Below are 23020 nucleotides of genomic sequence, written 5' to 3' on the forward strand. Positions count from 1 at the left end.
AGGCGCGACGGTCGCCCTTCCCGACGCACGCGCCAGGATCTTTTCAATGATCGTCTGTCCCACGGCACTCCTCGTTCGGCTTGATGGCGCCAACTGGTTCGCCTGCTCAAAATTTGAGACGCTCGGAGATAAGTGACTCAAAAATAGGGTGGCCGGATGATCGCGTCAATACCCTGACCTTCCTGGTTCTGCAGCTAGGCGCCGAGGTCACGGGCGGTGAGCGAGCAGATCGTTCCCCGTTGCCGGCCCGCGCCGTCGGCGCCCCGCGGCGTCAGGTGGTCAGGGTCAGGCCGGCCAGAGTGACGGTCGACAGGACGACGGTGCCGACGGTGCCGGCAGTCAACGCGCGCCGGCCGCCGCGGGCGACAGCGCGCAGGTTGACTGCGGCACCGAGGGCGAACATGGCGGCGGACAGCAGCACCGTGCCCGCCACCGACCCGACGTCGAGGACACCCGTCGGTAGCCAGCCGGTTGTCCGCAGCAGCGCCGCCGCGACGAAGCCGACGACGAACCACGGCAGGACCGGCGGCTTCCGCACGTCACCCGAAGTACGCCTCGCGGAACGGCGCTCGACCGCCACCGCAGCCACCAGCGGGGCGAGCAGCAGCACCCGGAACAGCTTGACCACGACGGCCGCCGACAGCGCCGCGGCGCCGACCGCCCCGCCGATCGCGACCACCTGGCCCACCTCGTGCACGCTCGCCCCCACCCACAGACCGAGCAGCACGTCGTCGAGACCGAACAGCACGCCGAGCACGGGCAGGGCCACCATCGACAACGTGCCGAGGACGGTCACGACGGCAACCGCGGTGACGACGTCGTCCTCCTCGCCGTCGCCGACCTGGTTCATTGCGGCCACGGCCGACGCGCCGCAGATCGCGACGCCGGTCGCGACGAGCAGCGAGCGGTCGGCGCTGAGGCCGAGACGCCGACCGACCCAGCGCGTGGCGACGAAACTGACGGCGACGCCCAGCACGACGACGGCCATCGGCCCGATCCCGAGCTCGACGACATCGGAGAGCACCAACTGCAGGCCGAGCAGCACGACGCCGATGCGCAGCAGCATGGTCGCGGCGAACCGCAGGCCGGGTTGCAACCACGGACGGTAGCCACCGCACGCGGTCAGCAGGATGCCGAGCACGATGGCCACCACCAGCGGGCTGGCGGCACCGAACCAGTGGTTCACCAGATACCCGACGGCGGCGGCGACGCCGGCGACGAGCAGCCCCGGTAGCAGGCGGGCGTGCCGGCGGCCGGCAGCAGGAACAACGGTGGTCCTGTCCTTGATCGTCATGCGGACAGCTTCAGATGATCTGGAGGCGTCCAGTAGCCATCGACCGCAGCACAGGTCATAACCTGGGGCTATGAGCCTGCTTCCTGATCTGGTGTCGCTGCGCCTGCTGGTCCGGGTGGCGGAGTTGGGCAGCGTCGGCCAGGCCGCGCGGACGATGGGGATGTCCCAGCCGTCGGCGAGCAAGCGCCTCGCCGCGCTGGAACGACAGGTACGGCTCCCGCTGCTGACCCGCACCCCACGCGGCTCGATGCTGACCGACGACGGGCAGGTCGTGGTGACGTGGGCGCTGCGTCTGCTGACCGTCGCCGACGAGTTCCACAACAGCCTCACCGCCATGCGTCACGCGCGGGCGGCGCACCTGCGGGTGGCGGCGAGCATGACCGTCGCCGGGGCACTGCTCCCCCGGTGGTTGCACAGCCTTGCGCAGCGCGAACCCGATGTGCAGGTCGGCCTGATCGTCGTCAACTCCACGGAAGTGGCGCGGATGCTGGTAACGGACGACAGCGTCGATATCGGGTTCATCGAGGGACCGAGCGTTCCCGACGGACTCGACCACCGGATCGTCGGGCACGATCACCTGGTTGTCGTCGTGGCCCCGCAGCATGACTGGGCGCGCCTTCGTCGCCCGCTACGCACGGCTGAGCTGGCACGTACCCGGCTCGTGGTCAGAGAAGAGGGATCAGGCACCCGGGAGACGCTGGAGTTGGCCCTGCGCGACCTGGACGCGGCGCCACCGCACCTGTCCCTCGGGTCGAACGCCGCCGTCAAGGGCGCGGCGATGACCGGCACCGCGCCCGCAGTACTCAGCAGGTACGCCGTCGAGGCGGAACTGGCGACGGGACACCTGGTTACCGTACCGGTGGACAACCTGCCGCTACGGCGGGACCTCCGCGCGGTCTGGCCGCGCGGTCGGCGGCTCACCGGGTCGGCCACGGCACTGCTGCAGGCGATCGACAACTCCCCCGCGACGACACCGACCCAACGCAGCATGATCACCAAGGACCGGAACGCACCAGGCCGAAGTGCGGCTTGATGCTGCTCGGGCAGGCCCGCAGCGCCGGCAGCCCGTCTGGATTCACCCTTGAGAGGTCAGGATCAATTCACTATGTTCAATCATCAACCAGGATCACCATCGACTTTGACATCGAGGAGAGTGACCCCATCGCTCACATCGATCTAGGGGTGAATGAGACCGAGTTTCCCGGCATCCGTGGGCCGCTGCGCTTCCGGCCGGAGACCGGCGGACCGTTGCTTGAACTGGTCGAGGTGCTGCTGCGCAGACCACACCCGCTCTCCCCGGGGGAACGGGAACTGATCGCCGCGTACGTCTCCGGCCGCAACGAGTGCACCTACTGCTGCGCAGCGCACTCGGCGTATGCGGCGGCACAACTCGACGAGGGCATGGCCCTGGTCGACCAGGTACGAGCCGACCCGGACCACGCTCCGATCTCCACGAAACTGCGGGCCCTGCTGCGCATCGCCGCCGCCGTCCAGGTCAGCGGTCGCGAGGTCACCACCGAACTGGTCGAGGCCGCACGCACCAAGGGCGCCACCGACCTGGAAATCCACGACACGGTCCTGATCGCGGCGGCCTTCTGCATGTTCAACCGGTACGTCGACGGCCTCGGCACCCTACCGGCCGGCGACCCCGGGTGGTATGCGCAGGCGTCCGAACACATCGCCCGCAGCGGCTACCGACAGGTCGTCTGACGACGGTCCGGTCGACGCCACTGGATCGAACTCCGTCCGTTCCACCAGCAACCCCGGAGCATCCGAGTTGCACCCGCTGACCGAATGGGGACCTGACGTCATGGCACACATCGACCTGGGCGTGGACGAGACCGAGTTTCCCGGTGTACGGGGGCCGTTGAAGTACCGGCCGGTGACCGGCAAGCCGATGTTGGAACTGGCCGAGACCCTGCTGCGTGGGCCGCTCAGCCTGCCGACCGCCGACCGCGAGTTGATCGCCGCGTACGTCTCCGGCCTGAACGAGTGCACCTACTGCTGCTCGGCGCACTCGGCGTTCGCCGCCGCGCTGCTCGACGAGGGCATGCCCCTGGTCGAACAGGTACGCACCGATCTGGACAGCGCCCCGGTCAGTGCGAAGCTTCGCGCGCTGCTGCACATCGCCGGGGCCGTACAGCGCAGTGGCCGCAGCGTCACCCCTGAACTGGTCAAGACGGCCCGCACCGAGGGCGCCACCGACGAGGAAATCCACGACACGATCCTGATCGCGGCAGCCTTCTGCATGGTCAACCGGTACGTCGACGGCCTCGGCACCTTCGCCCCGACTGATCCGAAGTTCTACGACGAGACGGCCCGCCGAGTCATCAGCGTCGGCTACCGCAACACGGTCTGAGCTTCATCGTGGAACCGCACGCCCCGGTGGGCCGCCGACCGGATGCATTCCTCGGAGGGCACCGGAGAGCGCCGATCGGTGACGCGGGCCGGGCGCAGCCAGCGTTCGCGGTCCGCTGAGGTCAGCCGGCAGCCCTGCTCACCGCGTTCCGGGCGCCCCGGCTTCGCGGGACCGGCGGTCGCGTGGCGGCGGGCTGGCGAGCACCCGCAGCGGTGCCATCAACCGCCCGACCACTCCCCGCCGGGTCCGGTCCAGCACCCGCGATCGCAGCAGCGCCAGCCCGTCGCCCTCCAGGTGGTCGAAGGCCCACGGCCGGCCGCCGATGCCGAGCAGCAGGGCGTCGGCGCGGCCGCGGATCACCGGCCCGCTGCCGTGCATCCATCCGGTGTCGGTCGCCTCCAACCGCAGGCCCCGCAGCCGGTCACCCATCGCGTACCCGGGCGACGGCTGGTCGGTCAGGTGCCGGAACGCCACCCGGAGCCGCTCCTCCGGGGTGTCCCGGGGGATGTCGAGCGGCACCCGCATGTCCAGGTCGTGCAGCAGCACGTCGGTCAGAACCGGGTCGTAACCGGAGCGCGGGATGGTGGTACGGGAGGCTGCGTGCCGCCGCAGCGTCGCCACGATCTTCTCGATCGGCAGGCGGGCGGCGCGGCGGGTCAGCAGGACGTTGAATCGGTCGAAATCAGCGCCGGTCGTGACGATCGCGGTGTAGATCTTCAGCTGGCCGAAGCGGAGGTAGGTGGTGAGATGGGCGGCGACGTCGTGCACCGTCCAGCCCGCGCACAGACTCGGCCGACGAAGTTGGTCGGCCGTCAGTCCGTCAAGGAGGTCGGCTGCCCGGCGCCGCTCATCGACGATCATGTCGAACACCCGCATATCGATCAGAGTATCGATTCCGACAATTGTCGACATCCGTCGACGTGCCTTCCCGGCCCATGGCGGGATGCCCCGCCCGGCGCGCCGGAACGCCGGAACGCCGGAACGCCGGAACGCCGGAACGTGGGCGCGGGACAGCCCGCGACGGATGTGATCAGTCGAAGTCGGCCGGGGTGAACTCCCGATGCTCGACCAGTACCAACCAGTTTCCCGAGTTGTCGCGGGCGACGGCCTCCACCCCGTACGGACGCTCCGCCGGCTCCTGGAGGAACTCCACGCCCTTGGCCCGCAGGTCGTCGTAGGTCTTGCGGCAGTCGTCGACGGCCAGCCCGACGCCGAACAGGCTGCCCTCGTCCCGCGCTCGGCGGAACATCTCGGCCACCTCCGGCGAGAGCGGCGGCCCGGGGAGTTGGAGGTGCACCTCCAACTCCGGCTGGCTGGGGTGGCCGACGGTGCACCAGCGGTAGGAGCCGTCGCCGATGGTGATGTCGGTGCGCTCGACGAAGCCGAGCACGTCGAGATAGAACGCCTTGGCGGCGTCGATGTCCTTGACGAAAACGCTGGTCAGCGAGACGTTCGTAATCATGAGAGCCAGGCTAGGCCCCAGCGGCGCGGTGGCGGCTTCTCCTAGCTTGCGGCGTCGCCGCGCCGCTCGGCGAACCCCCACATGAACACGAAGCAGCCCGGGATGCGTGGCGCGCCGGTCTGTGCCCAGCGGCGCTGGAACTCGCTGGGTGACTCACCGACGAGTTCCCGGAACCGACTGCTGAACGAGCCGAGGCTGGCGAAGCCGACCGCGTAGCAGACCTCGGTCACCGTGAGGTTCGTGGCCCGCAACAGGTCCTGGGCCCGCTCGATGCGCCGTTTCGACAGGTACGCGGCCGGCGAGAGCCCGTACGTGACGGTGAACAGTCGATGGAAGTGATACTTGCTGATGCCGGCGACGGCCGCGACGGCCGCGAGATCCAGCGCCTCGGTGTAGTGGCGGTCCATGTGGTCGCGTGCCCGTCGCAGGTGGGCCAACAGGTCACCTGGAGCACGGCTGGGCGGTCGGCTCATCGCCCTCAAGCCTATGTGACAGACAACGTGAGAATGATACATGTGACTGTAACGAACCTGCGTGGTCGAACGCCTATCCCGGGTGTAGACAGGATCCTGATCATGGCGGGGGTGCGCGGGGCGGTTGCCGCCCGCCAGGGATCCACAACAACGTGAGAGGGGGGCTGGTGCGGGGCGAACTGCAACGCATCGTCGACGCCGTCGCCGCCCACGCCGGCCGTCCCGCACTGATCGAGGACCGCCGGCAACGGGTCGTCGTGTACAGCGAACAGACCGGGCTGACCGACGAGGTCCGCCGGGCCTCGATCCTGCGCCGGCAGAACACCCCCGAGGTCGTCGCCTGGGTACGCGACCTCGGCCTCGCCGACGCGCGCGGGCCGGTACGCACACCCGCCCGTCCGGACCTGGGGATGTTGCCCCGCCTGTGCGTGCCGGTACGCCACCACGAGCTGCTGCTCGGCTACGTGTGGTTCATCGATCCCGACGCCACCATGACCGACGTCGACCTGACCGCCACGGGGTTGCTCAAGGAGCTCTCCCTCGCCCTGTACCGGGAGAACCTGCTCGGCGAACTGGCCGCGCAACGGGAGACCGAGGCGGCGCGTACGCTGCTCGCCGACAGCCAGGAGACCCGCGACCAGGCGTCCCGAGCGCTGCTGGAGGCGGGGATGATCGCCGCCGACGGGCCCCGCACGGCGCTGGTGGCGCGACTGGTCGCACCTGCGCAGCGGCAGCCGGACGAGTTGGCCCGTATCGCCATGGAACAGGCGCTGGTGGCCGCCCGCCGGCGCGCCGGCATCCGGGAGGCCCTGCACCTGATCCGGCACGACCACGGGGTGCTGCTGCTGCCGGCTGAACCGGTCGCCGGTCGTCCGGCCCCGGAGGCCGCCGCCCGCCAACTCGACGAGGACCTGCAACACGTCACCCGCAGTCTCAGCTCGGTGGAACGCACCGTGGTCGGCGTCGGACAGCCGCGACCGCGTCTGGCCCAGGCCGCCGAGTCGTACGTCGAGGCCCTGCACGCGGCGCGGGTCGGTGCGCAACTGTCGGCGCTGGGCCGGGTGGTCTTCTGGTCCGGCCTGGGCAGCTACCGGGCCCTGGCCCGACTCGGCGACCAGCAGCTCACCGTGGCCGACGTGCACCCCGGGCTGGCCCGGCTGCTGGCCACCCCGGGCAGCCAAGTCCTGTTGACCACACTGGAGCGGTACCTGGACCAGGCCGGCAACGCCCATGCCACCGCCGCCCGGCTGCGGCTGCACCGCACCACGCTCTACTACCGTCTGCAACGCATCGAGGAACTGGCCGGCACCGATCTCAAGGACGGCGATGAGCGGCTCTGCCTGCACCTGGGACTCAAGCTGGCCCGGTTGACCGGACAGCACCGACCCGAGGAGTGAGGCTGCGACACACGTAGCAAGCCGACTCAGGGATCTTCGACAGGTGCCCGATGACCTGGGACTGACCGGTCCATAGGTTCTGCGGGGCGAGGGCGACGGGACGACTGTGGACAGGAGGTGACGCGGTGCTGGGGCGATGGCTCGGGCGGTTCGTCGTACCCGCACTCTTCGCGGCCCTGTTCCTCGCACCACTGTGGTTCATGCTGGTCGGATCGCTGCGGCCCGCCGGCTCCCCACCGCCGCGCACCCTGGAGCTGTGGCCGGCCGAGGCCACCACGGCGGCGTACACGCGCCTGCCGGAACTGGTGCCGCTGGTGCGTTACCTGGCGAACTCAGCGCTGGTGGTGGCGCTGGCCGTGCCGCTGACCGTGCTGGTGGCCTCGCTGACCGGTTTCGGCCTACGGCTGCTGTCCGGCACCGCACGGCGCCGGGCGCTGATCGCGCTGCTGGTCGTGCTGCTGGTGCCGGTCACCGCCGTGTGGGCCACCCGGTTCGAGGTGTTCCGGCTGTTCGGCGCGGTCGACACGTACCTGCCGCTGCTGGCGCCGGCGGCGCTGGCCGTCAGCCCGTTCCTGGTCCTGCTGTACGCGTGGAGCTTCGGCGGCATACCGGACAGCCAACTACAGGCCGCCCGGCTGGAGGGTGCCGGCTGGCTGACCATCTGGCGGCGGCTGGCGTTGCCGCAGGTCAAGCCGGCGACGCTCGCGGTGGCGGTGCTCGCCTTCACCTTCCACTGGTCCAACTTCATCGACCCGTTGCTCTACCTGACCAGCGGGGACCGCTACACCTGGCCGCTGGGTCTGCGGTTCCTGCTGCTGCTCAACCCGACGGACTGGCCGCTGCTGATGGCCGGCAGCGTGATCGCCACCGCGCCGTGCGTACTGATGTTCCTGTTCGCCCAGCGGATCCTGCTGGCCGACGATCCACTGGCGGCGCTTCGCTCGAAAGGAAACCGATGACCTCCCTCTGGCGGCGCGCCTGCGCCACCCTGCTGACGGTGCTGCTGGTCAGCACCGGATGCTCGTCCGGTGACAAGGCGGCGGACGACAGCGGCATCACCGTGGTGCTGTTCGGTGACGCCGAGGAGATCGCCGGTTACCGGGACCTGGTCGCCGGCTTCACCACCGCCCACCCCGACATTCCGGTCACCCTCTCCCCCGTGGCCACCCAGGACGAACTGATGGCGCGGTTGACCACCTCGTTCGCCGGGGGCCAGCCGCCGGACGTGTTCCTGCTGAACTACCGCCGCTACGGGCAGTTCGCCGCGCAGGGTGCGATCGAGCCGGTGCAGTCCTACCTGGACTCCAGCGAGGCGATCCGGGAGAGCGACTTCAGCCCGCAGTCCCTGGACGCCTTCCGGTTCGACGGGAAGGAGCTGACCTGCCTGCCGCAGAACCTGTCCTCCCTGGTGGTCTACTACAACGCCGACCTGTTCGCCGCCGCCGGGGTGCCCGCCCCGAAGGCGGACTGGACCTGGGACGACTTCCTGGCCGCGGCGAAGGCCCTGACCCGCGACGGCCGGTACGGACTCGGGGTGGACCCCTCGCTGCCCCGGCTGGCCCCGTTCGTCTGGTCCAACGGCGGTGAGCTGGTCGACGATTCGGACAAGCCGAGCCGGCTGACCCTCACCGACAACCCGTCCTCCCGGGCGGCCGTCGACTGGTTCCTCGACCTGCAACTGCGCCACGGTGTGGTGCCGCCGGACGCCGAGGAGCAGAGCGAGTCCAGTGAGGCCCGGTTCCTGCGCGGCACGCTTGGCATGTACCTCAACAGCAGGGTGGCCGTGCCCACCCTGCGCACCATCACCGACTTCACCTGGGACGTCGCGCCGCTGCCGGTGGCCCCGGGGGGCAAGCCCGCGTCCATCCTGCACAGCGACGCGTACTGCATGAGCGCCGGTCTGGCCGATCACCGGCCGGCCTGGCGGTTCATCGAGTACGCGATGGGCGACGCCGGGCAGCGCACCCTGGCCGAGTCGGGCCGCACGGTGCCGTCCCGCCTTGAGGTGGCCAACTCTCCCGTCTTCCTGGACCCGGCCAAGCCGCCCCGCTCCTCGCAGGTGTATCTCGACGCGGCGCCGCATCTGCGGGCCACCCCGCGCACCGGCAGCTGGTCGCGGGTGGAGAAGGAGGGCAACAGCCTGCTGGCCGAGGTCTTCTACGGCCGGATCGATCGCGAGGACGGGCTGCGCCAACTGGAGGACCGGGTCCGTCCACTGTTCTCGGCGGGCAAGTGAAGGGCATCATCCGGCTGGAGGCACTGACCCGCTCGTACGGCGGGAAGCCCGCCGTCGACGGGGTCGACCTGGAGGTGGCGGCCGGTGAGTTGATCACCCTGGTCGGCCCCTCCGGGTCCGGCAAGTCGACCATCCTGCGGCTGATCGCCGGGCTGGACCGGCCCGACAGCGGCCGGATCCTGGTTGACGACGTCGACGTCGCCACGGTCCCGCCGCCCCGGCGCGCGGTGGCGATGGTCTTCCAGGACTACGCGCTCTTTCCTCACCTCACCGTGCTGGGCAACCTCACCTTCGGGCTGCGGGTACGCAAGGTGCGCCGAGCCGAGGCGGACCAGCGTGCCGAGGTCGCCGCGCAGCGACTCGGCATCGGTGACCTGCTGGACCGCTACCCCGACCAGATGTCCGGCGGCCAGCGCCAGCGGGTGGCGCTGGCCCGGGCGCTGCTGCGCGACCCGAGCGTCTACCTGCTCGACGAGCCACTGGCCAGCCTGGACGGGCCGCTGCGCTTCGCCACCCGCACCGACCTGCTGGCCCTGCACCGGGAACTGCGCACCACCACCATCCACGTCACCCACGACCAGCACGAGGCGATGACCCTCGGCGACCGGGTGGTCGTGCTGGCCGACGGGCAGATCCGCCAGGTCGGCCCACCCCAGCAGGTGTACGACGAACCCGCCGACACGTTCGTCGCCGGGTTCCTCGGCAGTCCGCCGATGAACCTGGTGCCCGGCGGCGGCGTGCTCGGCGGCGACGCCACCCTGACCATGGGCGTACGGCCGGAGGACCTGGCCCTCGACGACGCCGGGCGGATCACCGCCACCGTCGAGGCGGTGGAGGCGCTGGGCAGCGAGGCGAACCTGTCGACCCGCTGCCCGGACGGCACCCGGCTGATCGTGCGCACCGGCCCTCGCCCCGGCGTCAACGTCGGTGACGAGGTGCGGCTGCGCGCCGATCGGCTGCACCGGTTCGACGCGTCCACCGGCCGGCGACGATGAGCCGTCCCCGGCGGCCCCTGACCGGCTGGGCGTTCCTCGCCCCGTACGCCATCGCGGTGGCGCTGCTGGTGGCGGTGCCGGTGCTGCTCAACGTCGGGTACGCCTTCACCGACCACACCGGCCTGACCCGGGACCCGCAGTTCGTCGGGCTGGACAACATCCGCCGGATGCTGGATGACCGGTTCCTGCTCGACAGCCTTGAGGCGTCGCTGTTCCACGTGGCGCTCGCCGTGCCGGTGCGGTTCGTCGCCGCGGTGGGGCTCGGCCTGCTGCTCGCCGCCCCCCGCCCGGGTGGCCGCTGGTTCCGCACCGCCGTCTACCTGCCCACCGTCATCCCCGACATGGCCCTGGCGGTGTTGTTCCTGTGGGTGCTCAACCCGCTGTACGGGCCGCTGAACCAACTTCTCGGGCTGTTCGGTCACGAGGGCTACAACTGGCTCGCCGACCCGACCACGGCCCGCATCGGTGTGGTGCTGATGCTGGCCTTCCCGATCGGTGAGGGGTTCGTGGTGGTGCTCGCCGCCCGCCGGTTGCTGAACGGTCGGCTGTACGAGGCGGCGGCGTTGGAGGGGTGCGGCCCGTTCGGTCAGTTGCGCCGGCTCACCCTGCCGTTGCTCGCCCCGGTGCTGGTGCTGCTGGCGGTGCGGGACATCATCCTCACCCTCCAGGTCAACTTCGTGCCGGCGTACGTGCTCACCGACGGCCGACCCGCCAACGCCACCCTGTACCTGCCGGTGTACATCTTCGACCAGGTCTTCGAGTTCTCCGGCTTCGCGTACGGATCACTGGTCACCATCCTGTTGATGCTGATCACTGCCGTGATCATCATCGTGCTGCTGCTGGCCGTACGACGCTGGCGGGTGCTGCGATGAGCTGGCATCCTGCTGCGATGAGATTGCGGGTACTGGCCGCCACCGTCGTCGTCCTCCCCCTGCTGGCCGCCTGTGGTGACGGCTCGACGTCGCCCACCGGCGGCGGACGCGACCTGTTGGCGAACCTGCCCAGCTGCGACCGGGTGCCGATGGACGATCCGGAGGTCGAGGCCGACGTACCGGGTCTGGCCCTGCCCGAGGGTTCCCGGGTCACCGCCGTGGTGCAGCAGGGCGTGCTGACCACCGTGGAGGCGACCCTCCGGATGTCTCCGTTGGACGTTCGCGCCCACTACGAGCAGCGCACGGATCTCGACGTGCTGCGCGTCGAGGACGAGGTCTTCGAGACCGAGGTGCTGGCCCGGACCGAGGCGCGGCGGATGTATCTGCGTGCCTCGGCGCTGTGTGCCGACGGCTCCAGCCTGACCGTCGTGGTGGGACCTGATTCCGAGGACGCCGGTCTGCCCGAGTTCCGCAGCGGCGGATGACCGCCTCGACATCTGTCCTAACCGGACCAGGTGTTTCCCCGACAGTTGCTCGGTGACGTGCACCGATGTGCGCTCTAGCGTGCGCACACAGGACCGTTCGCGTCCGGATCAGGAGAGACCCCCATGAAACTTACGTTCGCGAGACGCTATCGCGGACTGGCGGCGACAGCTGTGGTCGGGCTGCTCGCCACAGTCGCGTTGGCCGCGTCGTCCAGCCCCACCCCCGCTGAACCGTCGCTGGCCACCAACCTGCCCACCGGCCCGATGGAGGTGCCGGACGAGTGGATGACCGCCCAGCGGTTGAGTGACGGCAGCACCAGCCTGTCGGCCACCAAGTACGCCAACGCCCGGGGCCAGGCCAACCAGCTCGCCGTCCGCACCAAGAACAGCTACCGCAAGCTCGGCGACCAGAAGTGGGACTTCTTCGGGCCGCTGAACATCGGTGGCCGGGTTCCCGACCTCGTGGTCGACCCGCAGGTGCCGGACCAGCTGTTCATCGCCGCCGCCTCCGGTGGCGTGTGGAAGTCCAGCGACGCCGGCGACGTCTTCACCCCGGTCTGGCCGGACAGCTGGGCCCAGCCCATCGGTGCGCTGGCCATGACCAGCGACGGCGTTCTGTTCGCCGGCACCGGTGAGGCCCAGCCGGGCGGTGGTTCCATCACCTTCGGTGGTGACGGCATCTACCGCTCCACCGACCGCGGGGGCTCCTGGGAGCGGGTCGGTCTGACCGACAGCCACGCCATCGGCCGGCTCGCGATCGACCCGACCAACGAGGACCGGATCTTCGCGGCGGCCACCGGCAACCTGTTCATCCCCGGCGGCGAGCGCGGCGTCTACCTCAGCGAGGACGGCGGTGACAACTGGCGGCAGGTGCTCGCCCCGCCGAACGCCCGAACCGGCGCCACCGAGGTCATCATCGACCCGAGCAACCCCAACCGGGTGTACGCCGCGATGTGGGACCACCTGCGGGAGCCGCACCAGCGCACCTACGGTGGCCCCGGTTCCAGCCTCTGGCGCTCGAACGACGGCGGTGAGACCTGGCAGCGGATGACCAACGGTCTGCCCACCGACGCCGACCAGGGCCGCTGGGGCCTGGCCGTGGCGCCCAACAACCCGCAGCGCCTCTACGCGTACGTGGGCACCGCCATCGGCCCGTTCCGGGCGTTCTACCGCTCCGACAACGGCGGCGACAGCTGGGACCTGATGCCGGTTACCACGAGCCAGGCCTCGCAGTCGACCTTCAGCTGGTGGTTCGGCAAGATCTGGGTCGACCCGGCCGACGCCAACCACCTGTTCCTGATGGGTGTGAACCTGATGCGCTCCACCAACGGCGCGCAGAGCTTCTCCTCGGTGCGCGGTCCGCACGCCGACCAGCACGTCATGCGCTGGGACCCGAAGGTGCCGGGCCGGGTCTACCTCGGCAACGACGGCGGTGTCTACCGCTCGGAGCAGAACGGCGCGGCCGGCTGGATCAAGGCCACCGACGAGCGGTACACGCAGTTCTACACCGTCGATGTGGCGGAGACCGACCCGAGCCTGAAGGTCGCCGGCGCCCAGGACAACGGCTGCAACCGGGGCTACAACGGCCGCCTCGGCCCGTGGGAGGCCATCGGCTGTGGTGACGGTCTGCAGACCATCATCCACCCGGAGAACCCGAACATCGTCTTCGGGTGCAGCCAGTACGGTTCCTGCTACCGGTCGGAGAACGGCGGTTTCGCGCCGCGGCAGAACATCGGTACCGGCCAGACCACCTCGCAGCGGCGCAACTGGCTGACCCCGCTGCTGTTCGACCCGAACGACCCGAACGTCATGTACTACGCCGGCAACATCCTGAACCGGTCGACGGACAACGGTCGTACCTGGACCCCGATCAGCCCCGACCTGACCAACGGTGGCCCGAACGACCCGTCCGGCTACCCGTGGGGCACGATCACCAGCGTCGCCGTCGCGCCCAGCGACAGCAACACCCTCTACGTGGGCACCGACGACGGCAAGGTCTGGTGGACCCGTGACCTCGGCGCCAACTGGACCGAGGTCGACTCGGCGCAGTTGCCGGGCACCTGGGTCACCCGGATCGCGGTCAACCCGAAGGACGCCAACATCGCGTACGCGACCTTCTCGGCCTTCCGTTCCGGCAGCGACCGGGCGCACGTGCTGATGACCCGCGACGGTGGGCAGACCTGGATCAACATCGGGCAGGGACTGCCCGACGCGCCGGTCAACTCGATCGTCCCGACCTCCGACGGTCTGCTGATGGTCGGCACCGACGTCGGTGTCTTCCTCTCCGGCTGGAACGGCGGGGAGTGGGCCGCGCTCGGCAAGAACCTGCCGCAGGCTCCGGTGATGTACCTGCGCTACCACGAGCCGAGCCGGCAGCTGACCGCCGCCACGTTCGGCCGCGGCATCTACGACGTGTCCGTGCCGCGTTGCCCGGCCGCGTCGACGAAGCTGCCGCTGAAGAACCCGGGCGTCGGCCTGGTGGGCGTGCTGTCCTCCTGCCGCGCCGGCTAGTACCGGTCGGCCGCCATCGTCCTGGCCGGCTCGCCGTGGTGACCACCACGCGGCTGGTCGGGGCGGTGGCGGCCGGACCGCTCGATCGTCCGGAGGCCACCTTCCCAGCCTGGGGAGGTGGCCTCCGTCGTAAGCAGCGCACCTCCCCGGCACGACCGGTCCGGCGCCGTCCGGCGCGGTCGGTCTAGCGCGACAGGTCCGGCGCGGTCCGTCTAGCGCAGGCGGCGGGCCGGGAACCGGTTCGGCGGGTGGGCGATCGCCTCCTGGGCGGCGATCAGCTGGAGTTCGCGGGTGCCGGCGGCCAGGGTGGCCTCCAGCACGGCGAAGATCGAGGCGGTGGTCCGCTCCAGCGCGACGGCCGGCGAGCCGCTGGTCCGAAGATGCGCGAGGTAGAGCGCGGCGGTGACGTCACCGCCGCCGTTCGGGTTGATCGGCAGCAGCGGGGTGGTCACCGCCCAGGCACCCTCGTCGGAGACCGCCACCACGTCCAGCGACCCCGCCGGTACGGCACCGTGCAGCACGCTGGTGACCAGAACGTGCCGTGGCCCGGTCGCACGGACCGCGTCGACGGCCGCCAGCAGTTCCTCCATCGAGGGGGTCGGGCGGCCGGCGAGGAACTCCAACTCGAACTGGTTCGGGGTAACGATGTCGGCCCGGGGTACCACCACGTCGCGCAGGTACTCCGGGATACCCGGCCGGACGAACATGCCCCGGCCCACGTCACCCATCACCGGGTCGCAGCAGTAGACGGCGTCCGGGTTGGCGGTCTTGACCAGGGTCACCGCGTCGAGGATCACCGCGCCCATCGCCGGGTCGCCCTGGTAGCCGGAGAGGATCGCGTCGGCGTCACCGAGGACGCCACGGTCGGCGATGCCGGCGATCACCTGGGCGACGTCGGCCGGGGCCAGCAACGGCCCGCGCCACGCGCCGTACCCGGTGTGGTTGGAGAAGTGCACGGTCAGCACCGGCCAGACCTCGTGCCCGAGCCGTTGCAGCGGGAACACGGCGGCGGAGTTGCCGACGTAGCCGTAGGCGACCGACGACTGGATGGACAGGATTTTCACCGTCTCATCATGGCGGGCGCTGCTCCCGAACCATGCCGGGGCCCCGCCTACACTGCCCGAATGTCGGCCGGCACGACGCGGCGGGCAGGGGTGGTCGCGCGCGCCCGGTGGCCGGGGTGCGGGCCGCCCGTCCGGGCGGCCCGCACCATCGGCTTGTTACTCGAACAGGGACAGGGTCAGCGTCGAGGTGTACGCACCCGCCTCGACATCCGCCGGAGTCCGCAGGAACAGATCCGCATCAACGGTGTACTCGCCAGGAGTCACCGCACCCGAATCAAACGTGGAAACCAGCAACTCCTGATCCACCAGACCCACGTTGTTACCCGGCTGCGTCGGCTCGTCCAACACCGTAACGACCTCTTCACCCTCACTGACCAGACCGGTGTCCCCACCATCGATCAGCTTCGGCTTCCAACCCAGGTGACCGGCACCGATCGGCGCCTGCTCGGCGTCACCGACGAAATCGGTCGCACTACCCAACACCGCCCACGCCGCACCCTCGGGCACCTCGTCGGGCGTACGGGTGTCGGTGACCGTCACCGTCGGCAGGGTGCCGGTGAACTGACGAACCAGCAACGTCGACCCGTCCTCCGACAACACCACCGAATCGGCAGCGACCGTCATGGCCAGGACACCCGGCTCCCGGATCTCCTCGATCTCGACGGTCACCTCCACCCCGGCCTCGTCACCCGGCTCGGCGAAGGCAGGCGAACCCACCGCCACCACACCGGCCAGCAGCGCACCGGACGCACCGGCGGCCAGCAGCCGCTTACGACTCCATGTGTTCATTCGTATCTCCGTCGTCGCTTGTCAGTTACTGGGCGGGCCGCGGGTCGGCGCAGTTGACGGCCGCGTACTCCTTGGTGACCGTGGTGGTCACCGTCTCGCCGCCGAGGGCACCGGTGGCGTGCGCCGAGGCGGAGCCCTCCGAGACCGTGCCGGACCGGGTGTTGAACTGCTGGAAGGTGCTCGCGCCCGGCGCGACGTTGACGGCGGCCTTGGTGCCGTAGCTGCTCTCCAGGGAGATGCTGACGGCCGCGTCGTTCTGGTTGTGCGCCTGCACCGCGACGTACGCCTTGCCGGCCACGCACCGCACCTGGGTGGTCACCGTCACCCGCAGCGCCTCCGGGTCCCAGGCCTTCGTCGTGTTGTGGTTGGTGCCGGTGCCGTCGGGCACGTAGCCGTTCTCGACGTTGCCCTTCGAGTCGACCGAGAACCAGTTCAGGGTGGTGCCGTTCGGCAGGGTCAGGGTCTCCCCGCCCTCACGGACGCCGCCCGAGCCGTAGAGGGTCGACTCGAACGTGGGCCGGCTGCCGTCGACGGTGTAGAAGACCGCCGCCGGCTCGCTGGTGTCGAAGGTGACGTCGACCATGCCCGGCGTGGCGCTCGGTGCGATGTTGACCGTGCTGGTCGGGGCCGCCGTGTCGGTGTCGTAGTCACGGGCCACCCGCAGCATCTCGACCAGGCCGTTGGAGAACTCCATGGCCTCTTCCTTGGCCGAGGCCCACTGCGGCTGGAAGGTGGTGCCGACCTCGAAGTTCCAGGCGTAGATGCCGTACTTGTACCAGAGCATGTCACCGGAGTTGCCGGCCGCCGAGTAGAGCACGTCGGCGATCGGACCGGTCCGCGCCGGGGTGACGGCCAGGTTGCGGTGCCGCTTGATGGCGGTGAGGATCCGCGACGAGGCGCCCCAGAACAGCGACTCCTCGGCCAGCGTCGGCCGCGGCGCCGAGATCCGGCCCGGGGTCGCGTACGAGCCCGGCGACCACATGAAGTAGTTGCCGGAGGAGTGCAGGTTCATCGAGAACTTGATGTTCGGCCGGGAGGCCAACCAGTCGACGTTCTTGTTCTCCGGCTCGGACAGCTCGCTGGGCCCGGCGTACGAGCCGCTGGTGCAGGAGTGCGAGGCACCCGAGTAGCCGTCGAAGAGGCTGTACTCGGTGTAGTTGCGGTTGTTGTCCACACCCCAGGAGGTACGACCGAGGAAGTCCCCGTTCGTCTCCGGCGTGCAGTGGTTGGTCATGCTCTTACGCTGCGAGGCGAAGTCGTAGAACGAGAAGTGACCACCGTCCGGGTTGACCGACGGAGCGATCCAGATGTCCAGGTTGTCGACCAGCTCGCGGGTGTTCGCGTCCTGCTCGTAGTTGCGCAGCAGCCGCTCGGCGGTCTCGATGGTGACCAGCGGCGGGACCCACTCACGGGCGTGTTCCTGGGCGTAGGCCAGGACGCCGAGCTTGGAGCCGTCGCGGTGCTTGCCGATCCGGATGGCGTAGACGGAGTGCGGCTCGCGGGAGACCGACTCCGGCGCGGAGAGGCCGTCCGACAGCCTGGTCGGCGCGGCCGGCGCGACCACACCGGCGCCCTCGTTACCCCGATAGGTGTACGCCTTCAGCAGGGTGCCCGCCTCCGCGTTGAGCGCGGCGGCTACCTGCGCGGCGGTGCTGGTGACCGCGCCGGAGGCGTCGGTGGCCAGGCTGACCCGCACGTCGTTGCCGGTGACGGCCACCGTCAGCGCCGAGTCGGCGGTGCCGGGGTTGACCAGTTCGACCGAGATGTCGTTGCCGCCCTCGTGGCCCCAGGCCAGCGAGTCGATGCCGACCCGGTTGGCGTTGCCGCTACCGAGCACGGCCTGCGCCTTGCGCCGGTAGCCGTTGGTCTTGTGCGGCAGCTCGACGATCTCGGAGATGGTCGGGTACTGCGCGGCCAGGGTGTGGATCCGGTCGTACAGCTCCGTGGGAGTCAGGTAGCTGTTGACGAAGTCCTTCTGGTAGCCCGGGCCCTCGGGGGAGTCACCGGAGATCGGCAGCCACTCCTTGACCTTGGCCACCGCGACGTCACCGGTCGGGCTGGTGATCTGCACGTACTCCGGCCGGCTGGTCACGTTCGACGCGCCCCGGTGGTACATGTAGACCCCGGCGTCGACGAAACGGCTGATGTTCTGCGTACCGCCGGAGCCCATCTCGGTGCCCGGCCCACTGTCCCGCTGGACGGTGAGGGCGGTGTTGGCGTCCTGGCCGCCCGCCCACTTCGCCTCCACCGACAGCACCTCGTTGGTGCCGTTGGTGAAGTAGTCCGCCCGGATGATCTTGACGTCGGAGGCGGCGGACCGGGCCGCCATCCCCGCGCCACCATCCATGAACTCCTGGTTGTCGGCCAGGTGGGCGGCGATGGTCGCCTCCCGCTCGGCGATCCGCGCTGCGGAGTCGGCCGGGGTGTGCAGCACCTCGCCGAAGGTGAATCCGGCGGCGGTCAGGGTGGCGACCTCGTTACCGGTCACCACCGCGTGGACGACGATGCCGTCGTCGCTCTGGTGGACGTGGTGGTCGAGGTCGACGCCGGTGGCCACCAGCGCATCCAACTCGTCGTTGTCGGCCAGCAGCACCTCGACCACGTTGACCTGCTCGTCGGCCAGCCGACCGAGGTCCTCAGGAATCTCGGTGACCGGCGCGGAGGCGGCCTGCGGCACGACAGCGGCCGCCGGGCTGACCAGCAGCAGCACCGCGGTGCCGGCTGCCAGCGCGGCGGACAGGGGTACCCGGCGTCGCCACCGGGCACTGGTACGGAATTCGGACATGAGGCTCGTAGCCCCTTCTCGGTGTGCGGTGGGGGTTAGGCATGCGCCTCGGCCGCGCTTGACTTGTGCGGGCAGCGCGACGAGGCATCCGATGTAGACGCTACCCGCATCACCGACTACGCAGCGTCACACACCGGACCGTTAGGAGTGATCAGGTTGCGGACAACTTTCACTCCCTGAAGGTCATCTGTCAATCGTCCCGAAGTATGGGCGGGTGATCACCCCCACCTCGGCCAACCGTCCAGGGTCAAGTGTTTGACCTGCGTGCAGACTGGAGAGGCAAGAGCAAGGAAGCTTGAGTGCAAGGGGGGACCACCCGTGTCCGACAATGCCGGCAATCGGCCCAGCCACACCTATGAACGCCCGGAGCAGGTGACCGATCCACTGCTATGGCGGCTCGCCCTGGACGTCGCCGAAGCACACGCTCCTTCGGAGGACGGCGGCTGCGCTCACCTGCTCTGCGCCGGACAGGACTGGCCCTGCGGGCCCTGGGAGCAGGCCCAGCGGGCGTTCGAACTGGCACAGGGCGGCTCGGCGCAGCAGAACCGGACAGCCGAGCGGCAGACCACCTACCCCACACCGTTCACCCTGCCGGGCTGGCAGGGCGAGCAGTCACGCGGCGACTCCGCCGCCGCCTGAACCTCCTCGACCCCGGACGCGCCGCTCACGGGGGCGGCGCCCCACCGCAGACAGCGCCGCTGACGGAGGGCGGCGCCTGACCGCGACAGCGCCGCGCACGGGACGGCGCCGCGGACATCGGCTGGTTGTCGCGGCGCCGGGAACAGGGCATGCCCTGTCGCGGTGGCGCGGGGATCCGGTGCTTGTCAATGTAGCGTTGACGGGTGCCCGACCCGCTTGACCACCTCGCCGGGATACCGGCGGCCCGCGACCGCCTGGACGAGGCGGAACTGGATCTCATCGACCAGGCCCGGCAGGCCGGAGCAACCTGGCACCAGGTAGCCGGGGCGCTCGGTCTGAGCAGCCGCCAGGCGGCCGAGCAGCGGCGTCAGCGGCTGGCCGCCGGCCGCCGGGCCCGCCGCGCGGCGGCCGACCGGCGCTGGCCGGGCGAGGTCGCCGGGTTGCGCGCCACGCTCACCGGGCTGCACCGCTGGATCGAGGCGGACCGCCGGTGGGACGGCAGGTTTCCCGGCGCCAACCTGACCCGGCGCACCGTCCTGCTCACCTTGGACGCCGAACCCGGCGCTCTCCACGATCTGGCCCGGCATGTCGCCGCCGACCTCACCGCCGCCGGCCACGGCCTGCCCGGACCGGTCCGCATCATCACCACCGAACTGCACGCCGCTCTGTCAATGCTTCATTGACAGAGCCGAACCAGTCTTGCCTCTATTCGACTCAGGATCGAGGCTGTGAGTCAGGCCGACTCAATCCTGGAGGCGTGGTGCGGCGCAACGCGGCCCTGTTCGTGACCATCTCCGTGTTGTCCGGCTTCGGCGGCAGCGCGATGGCTCTGGTCGCTGGCATCTGGATACTCGACCTGACCGGATCCAGCGGGCTCGCCGCGCTCGCCGGGCTCTGCGTGTACGCCCCCACGCTCGCCGGACCGTGGCTGGGCGCCCTGGTCGACCAGCTGCCCCGCCGAGGGCTGCTGGTCGCGGCGAACCTGACCCTGGCCGCCGTGCTGCCCACCCTGTTGGCGGTGCACGGTCCCGCACAGCTGTGGCTGCTGTTCACCGTCTGCGCGGTGTACGGCGTCGCGTACGTCGTCGTCGACGCCGGCGAAAGCGCCATCCTGCCGGCCGCACTCTCCCCCGCCGAACTCGGGCACGTCAACGGGTGGCGGTCCAGCGCCCAGGAAGGGGTCAAACTCGTCGCCCCGCTGGCCGGGGCCGGCCTGTACGCCTGGCGGGGCGGACACCTCGTCGCGCTGCTCGCCGCCGTCCTGCCACTGCTGGTGGCCATCGGGTACGCGGCGTTACGCCTGGCCCCGACCGAGTCGGTCAGCGCGAGGCGACGTGGTGCCGCCCGCGCCGGTCTCGCCGTCCTGTTCGGCTCGGCGTCGATCCGACGTCCGGTGAGCCTCGCCGCGACCGCGATCGGTATGCAGGCCTTCACCACCGCCGCCGGGTACGAGATCGTCACCGCCGAACTGGGCCTACCGGCGACCTTCCTCGGCGTGCTGCTCAGCGCGCAGGGCGCCGGCTCGGTCGCCGGCGGGCTGGTCGTCGGCCGGCTGATCACCCGGTTCAGCCCGACCACCGTGGCCGTCGTCGGCGCGGCCCTGTTCGCGACGAGCTGCCTGGGCCGCTGCGTACCGTGGTGGCCGGCGGTGCTCACCGCCTCGGTGGTGGCCGGTGTGGGTCTACCCTGGACGCTCGTCGCGGCCGTCACCGCCGTACAGACGCACAGCCCCGACGACCTGCTGGGCCGCGCCTCCGCGACCGCCAACACGATCATGTTCGGGCCGATCGCGTTGGCCACGCCGCTCGGTGCCGCCGCCGTACTGCTGGGTGCCCGGCCGCCGCTCGTCCTCGCCGCCGCCGTCTGCCTGACCGCCGCCGTGGCCACCGGTCGGCTCTCCCGGCCCGACCGACCCCGATCCGGTCGGGACAGCACGCGGTCACCGCAGCCGGCACCGACCGGAACCTGAGCCGTACGACCGACTTCAGCTGGTCTTGCGGGCGACCACCGCGTACTCGGAGACGGGCGTGGTGTCGTTACCGTCCGGCCGCCACTGGGAGCAGGTGACCAGGCCGGGTTCGAGGATCTCCAGACCGTCGACGAAAGCGGCGATCTCCGCCGGGGTACGCACAGCCATCGCCGCACCGCCGCCGGCCCGCCACGAGTCCATCGCCCGGTCCACCGCCTCAGGGTTGACCTCGCGGGTGGGGTGGGAGATGACCAGGTACCCGCCGACGGGCAACGCCTTGACCAGACGTCGCACGATCCGGGTGGCCTCGGCGTCGTCGACCACGAAGTTCAGGATGCCGAGCAGCATGATCGCCACCGGCTGGGTGAAGTCCAGGGTACGCCGGGCCTCGGTGAGGATGTGGTCGGGCTGGCGCACGTCGGCGTCGATGTAGTCGGTCGCGCCCTGCGGGTCGCTGGTGAGCAGGGCACGCGCGTGCACCAGCACCATCGGGTCGTTGTCGACGTAGACGATCCGCGCGTCCGGAGCGATCGACTGAGCAACCTCGTGGGTGTTGTTCGCGGTGGGCAGGCCGGTGCCGATGTCGAGGAACTGGCGTACGCCCGCCTCCGCGACGAGGTGTCGCACCGCCCGGCCGAGGAACTCGCGGTTGAACCGGGCCGACTGCACCAGCTCCGGCATGAAGGCCAGCACCTGCTCGGCGGCCTCCCGATCGGCCGCGAAGTTGTCCTTGCCGCCGAGCAGGTAGTTCCACAGTCGAGCGGAGTGGGGTATGTCACTCTGAATGGCTGCGCTGAGCGGGGATACGTCGGTCACCTGGGCTCTCCGATGTGCGGTGGCACGGCTTCGTCCATCTGGGACGGTAGCACCAGGAGATCGACTGCGGAGCACCCGATGATCCACTGACAATCGACAGAACGGTGGGTGTCCAGGCGGACACCCGCCGTCAGACTTCCTGGACCGGTGTCCGTTCCCACCACGAATGGGCGGCAGGCCGGAGATGAAACGGAGTGGTCACATGGGCATCTTCAGACGGCGCAAGCAGTTGCCGCAGCAGCCACCGGCAGAACTGCCATATCCGCCACCACCACCCACCCTGGCACCGGGCGACCTGGCGGCCGCGCGGCAGGTGGTCCACGCCTTCCTCGCCAGCCTCGGCGACGACGACCGGATGTGCACGGCCGGTACGGCGGTGGTCCAAGCCGGTGGCGGCGTCACCGATCTCGATCAACTGATGCGCAACGTCCGCCTGATCCACCAGACCGGCGACCTCGGCATCGATCGGCCCTGGCGTTGGCTGGCCGCCGTCACCGCCGAGGCTCGACAACTCGGTGACCTCGTCCTCGTCGCCGACATCGCATCCTTCGCCCACTTGTGGGACACCCGCCTGCGCAGCCGGATCTCCTCCGGCGCGCTGACGATGGCGCTGCAAGCCCCACCCCAGGATGCCCTGCGGGAGATCTACGCGATCGCGTTGGCGGCCCTCGCCGAGGTCGACCCCGGCCACGTCGTCGCGGACGGCACGGGCGGCATCGCGGTGGCCGCGCTCCGGACCGGCATCGCCCACCGCATCCTCGACGCCGACCCGCCGTACCCCGCGGAGGTCTCGGCCGAGGCCCGACGGATCGCGCCCACCTGAATTGCCCAGCTTGCGTGGCCTCGACCGTGCGGTGCCGGCGGGCAGCACAGC

Annotated in this window: 22 protein-coding genes; 14 read left to right on the forward strand and 8 right to left on the reverse strand. The window is 70.3% G+C overall.

The window, feature by feature from the left end:
* Positions 1 to 271: 271 nt before the first annotated feature.
* On the reverse strand, positions 272 to 1294 hold the full coding sequence (locus AB0M35_RS15270; RefSeq protein WP_363745633.1) for a putative sulfate exporter family transporter: 1023 nt from the start codon (positions 1292 to 1294) through the stop codon (positions 272 to 274).
* Between the two features lie 70 nt (positions 1295 to 1364).
* On the opposite strand from AB0M35_RS15270, the gene AB0M35_RS15275 reads away from it, so the two are divergent.
* From AB0M35_RS15275 to AB0M35_RS15285, 3 genes are all read left to right on the forward strand, one after another.
* A complete protein-coding gene (locus AB0M35_RS15275; RefSeq protein ID WP_363745635.1) occupies positions 1365 to 2327 on the forward strand; it encodes a LysR family transcriptional regulator in 963 nt (320 codons plus the stop codon).
* Positions 2328 to 2455: 128 nt separating this feature from the next.
* Positions 2456 to 3004 carry a carboxymuconolactone decarboxylase family protein gene (locus AB0M35_RS15280; RefSeq protein WP_363745717.1) on the forward strand — a complete coding sequence of 183 codons (549 nt, stop codon included), beginning with the start codon at positions 2456 to 2458 and terminating at the stop codon, positions 3002 to 3004.
* Positions 3005 to 3104: 100 nt separating this feature from the next.
* Positions 3105 to 3653 carry a carboxymuconolactone decarboxylase family protein gene (locus AB0M35_RS15285; RefSeq protein WP_363745637.1) on the forward strand — a complete coding sequence of 183 codons (549 nt, stop codon included), beginning with the start codon at positions 3105 to 3107 and terminating at the stop codon, positions 3651 to 3653.
* Positions 3654 to 3791: 138 nt separating this feature from the next.
* Here the strand turns inward: AB0M35_RS15285 and AB0M35_RS15290 are convergent, their stop codons facing one another.
* From AB0M35_RS15290 to AB0M35_RS15300, 3 genes are all read right to left on the reverse strand, one after another.
* Positions 3792 to 4529, reverse strand: a complete 738-nt coding sequence (locus AB0M35_RS15290) for a maleylpyruvate isomerase family mycothiol-dependent enzyme (RefSeq protein WP_363745639.1) — start codon at positions 4527 to 4529, stop codon at positions 3792 to 3794.
* Between the two features lie 154 nt (positions 4530 to 4683).
* Positions 4684 to 5115, reverse strand: coding sequence for a VOC family protein (locus tag AB0M35_RS15295; RefSeq protein ID WP_363745641.1), 432 nt, complete (start codon positions 5113 to 5115; stop codon positions 4684 to 4686).
* 41 nt (positions 5116 to 5156) lie between these two features.
* Positions 5157 to 5588 (reverse strand): helix-turn-helix transcriptional regulator, encoded by a 432-nt coding sequence (locus tag AB0M35_RS15300; protein ID WP_363745643.1) that lies wholly within the window; start codon positions 5586 to 5588, stop codon positions 5157 to 5159.
* A gap of 152 nt (positions 5589 to 5740) precedes the next feature.
* On the opposite strand from AB0M35_RS15300, the gene AB0M35_RS15305 reads away from it, so the two are divergent.
* From AB0M35_RS15305 to AB0M35_RS15335, 7 genes are all read left to right on the forward strand, one after another.
* A complete protein-coding gene (locus tag AB0M35_RS15305; RefSeq protein ID WP_363745645.1) occupies positions 5741 to 6985 on the forward strand; it encodes a helix-turn-helix domain-containing protein in 1245 nt (414 codons plus the stop codon).
* 125 nt (positions 6986 to 7110) lie between these two features.
* Positions 7111 to 7944, forward strand: a complete 834-nt coding sequence (locus tag AB0M35_RS15310; RefSeq protein WP_363745647.1) for a carbohydrate ABC transporter permease — start codon at positions 7111 to 7113, stop codon at positions 7942 to 7944.
* Complete coding sequence (locus AB0M35_RS15315) at positions 7941 to 9221, forward strand: sugar ABC transporter substrate-binding protein (protein ID WP_363745649.1); 1281 nt, start codon at positions 7941 to 7943, stop codon at positions 9219 to 9221. The genes AB0M35_RS15310 and AB0M35_RS15315 overlap by 4 nt, the downstream gene beginning before the upstream one ends.
* Positions 9218 to 10216: an ABC transporter ATP-binding protein gene (locus AB0M35_RS15320; RefSeq protein ID WP_363745651.1), complete on the forward strand. Its 999-nt coding sequence runs from the start codon at positions 9218 to 9220 to the stop codon at positions 10214 to 10216. Before AB0M35_RS15315 ends, AB0M35_RS15320 begins: the two co-directional genes overlap by 4 nt.
* Entirely contained in the window at positions 10213 to 11088 is an 876-nt protein-coding gene (locus tag AB0M35_RS15325) for a sugar ABC transporter permease (protein ID WP_363745653.1), read from the forward strand. The genes AB0M35_RS15320 and AB0M35_RS15325 overlap by 4 nt, the downstream gene beginning before the upstream one ends.
* A 17-nt stretch (positions 11089 to 11105) precedes the next feature.
* A complete protein-coding gene (locus AB0M35_RS15330) occupies positions 11106 to 11573 on the forward strand; it encodes a hypothetical protein (RefSeq protein WP_363745655.1) in 468 nt (155 codons plus the stop codon).
* A gap of 123 nt (positions 11574 to 11696) precedes the next feature.
* Positions 11697 to 14084 (forward strand): glycosyl hydrolase, encoded by a 2388-nt coding sequence (locus AB0M35_RS15335; RefSeq protein WP_363745657.1) that lies wholly within the window; start codon positions 11697 to 11699, stop codon positions 14082 to 14084.
* Between the two features lie 212 nt (positions 14085 to 14296).
* Here the strand turns inward: AB0M35_RS15335 and pdxY are convergent, their stop codons facing one another.
* The 3 genes from pdxY to AB0M35_RS15350 form a co-directional block, all read right to left on the reverse strand.
* On the reverse strand, positions 14297 to 15148 hold the full coding sequence (pdxY, locus tag AB0M35_RS15340; protein WP_363745659.1) for a pyridoxal kinase PdxY: 852 nt from the start codon (positions 15146 to 15148) through the stop codon (positions 14297 to 14299).
* A gap of 156 nt (positions 15149 to 15304) precedes the next feature.
* A complete protein-coding gene (locus AB0M35_RS15345) occupies positions 15305 to 15937 on the reverse strand; it encodes a hypothetical protein (protein ID WP_363745661.1) in 633 nt (210 codons plus the stop codon).
* Between the two features lie 25 nt (positions 15938 to 15962).
* A complete protein-coding gene (locus AB0M35_RS15350; protein WP_363745663.1) occupies positions 15963 to 18722 on the reverse strand; it encodes a M14 family metallopeptidase in 2760 nt (919 codons plus the stop codon).
* Positions 18723 to 19040: 318 nt separating this feature from the next.
* Between AB0M35_RS15350 and AB0M35_RS15355 the strand changes: the two genes are divergently transcribed.
* From AB0M35_RS15355 to AB0M35_RS15365, 3 genes are all read left to right on the forward strand, one after another.
* Positions 19041 to 19361 carry a hypothetical protein gene (locus AB0M35_RS15355; protein WP_363745664.1) on the forward strand — a complete coding sequence of 107 codons (321 nt, stop codon included), beginning with the start codon at positions 19041 to 19043 and terminating at the stop codon, positions 19359 to 19361.
* 203 nt (positions 19362 to 19564) lie between these two features.
* Positions 19565 to 20044, forward strand: a complete 480-nt coding sequence (locus AB0M35_RS15360; protein WP_363745666.1) for a hypothetical protein — start codon at positions 19565 to 19567, stop codon at positions 20042 to 20044.
* Positions 20045 to 20121: 77 nt separating this feature from the next.
* Positions 20122 to 21330: an MFS transporter gene (locus AB0M35_RS15365; RefSeq protein ID WP_363745719.1), complete on the forward strand. Its 1209-nt coding sequence runs from the start codon at positions 20122 to 20124 to the stop codon at positions 21328 to 21330.
* A 15-nt stretch (positions 21331 to 21345) separates the two neighbouring features.
* Here AB0M35_RS15365 and AB0M35_RS15370 read toward each other — a convergent pair whose 3' ends face one another.
* Complete coding sequence (locus AB0M35_RS15370; protein WP_363745668.1) at positions 21346 to 22146, reverse strand: SAM-dependent methyltransferase; 801 nt, start codon at positions 22144 to 22146, stop codon at positions 21346 to 21348.
* Positions 22147 to 22348: 202 nt separating this feature from the next.
* Here AB0M35_RS15370 and AB0M35_RS15375 point away from each other — a divergent pair, with 202 nt between their 5' ends.
* Positions 22349 to 22969, forward strand: a complete 621-nt coding sequence (locus AB0M35_RS15375; protein WP_363745669.1) for a hypothetical protein — start codon at positions 22349 to 22351, stop codon at positions 22967 to 22969.
* Positions 22970 to 23020 lie beyond the last annotated feature (51 nt).

Source organism: Micromonospora sp. NPDC051196 (assembly GCF_040682415.1).
Taxonomy (GTDB): Bacteria; Actinomycetota; Actinomycetes; order Mycobacteriales; family Micromonosporaceae; genus Micromonospora.

What these genes read in the sequence shown, in the direction of transcription:
- AB0M35_RS15335 (WP_363745657.1), top strand. Translation starts at nt 11,697, where the DNA reads ATGAAACTTACGTTCGCGAGACGCTATCGCGGACTGGCGGCGACAGCT.
- AB0M35_RS15315 (WP_363745649.1), top strand. Translation starts at nt 7,941, where the DNA reads ATGACCTCCCTCTGGCGGCGCGCCTGCGCCACCCTGCTGACGGTGCTG.
- AB0M35_RS15295 (WP_363745641.1), bottom strand. Translation starts at nt 5,115, where the DNA reads ATGATTACGAACGTCTCGCTGACCAGCGTTTTCGTCAAGGACATCGAC.
- AB0M35_RS15285 (WP_363745637.1), top strand. Translation starts at nt 3,105, where the DNA reads ATGGCACACATCGACCTGGGCGTGGACGAGACCGAGTTTCCCGGTGTA.
- AB0M35_RS15375 (WP_363745669.1), top strand. Translation starts at nt 22,349, where the DNA reads ATGGGCATCTTCAGACGGCGCAAGCAGTTGCCGCAGCAGCCACCGGCA.
- AB0M35_RS15270 (WP_363745633.1), bottom strand. Translation starts at nt 1,294, where the DNA reads ATGACGATCAAGGACAGGACCACCGTTGTTCCTGCTGCCGGCCGCCGG.
- AB0M35_RS15345 (WP_363745661.1), bottom strand. Translation starts at nt 15,937, where the DNA reads ATGAACACATGGAGTCGTAAGCGGCTGCTGGCCGCCGGTGCGTCCGGT.
- AB0M35_RS15290 (WP_363745639.1), bottom strand. Translation starts at nt 4,529, where the DNA reads ATGCGGGTGTTCGACATGATCGTCGATGAGCGGCGCCGGGCAGCCGAC.
- AB0M35_RS15300 (WP_363745643.1), bottom strand. Translation starts at nt 5,588, where the DNA reads ATGAGCCGACCGCCCAGCCGTGCTCCAGGTGACCTGTTGGCCCACCTG.
- AB0M35_RS15325 (WP_363745653.1), top strand. Translation starts at nt 10,213, where the DNA reads ATGAGCCGTCCCCGGCGGCCCCTGACCGGCTGGGCGTTCCTCGCCCCG.
- AB0M35_RS15330 (WP_363745655.1), top strand. Translation starts at nt 11,106, where the DNA reads ATGAGATTGCGGGTACTGGCCGCCACCGTCGTCGTCCTCCCCCTGCTG.
- AB0M35_RS15350 (WP_363745663.1), bottom strand. Translation starts at nt 18,722, where the DNA reads ATGTCCGAATTCCGTACCAGTGCCCGGTGGCGACGCCGGGTACCCCTG.
- AB0M35_RS15275 (WP_363745635.1), top strand. Translation starts at nt 1,365, where the DNA reads ATGAGCCTGCTTCCTGATCTGGTGTCGCTGCGCCTGCTGGTCCGGGTG.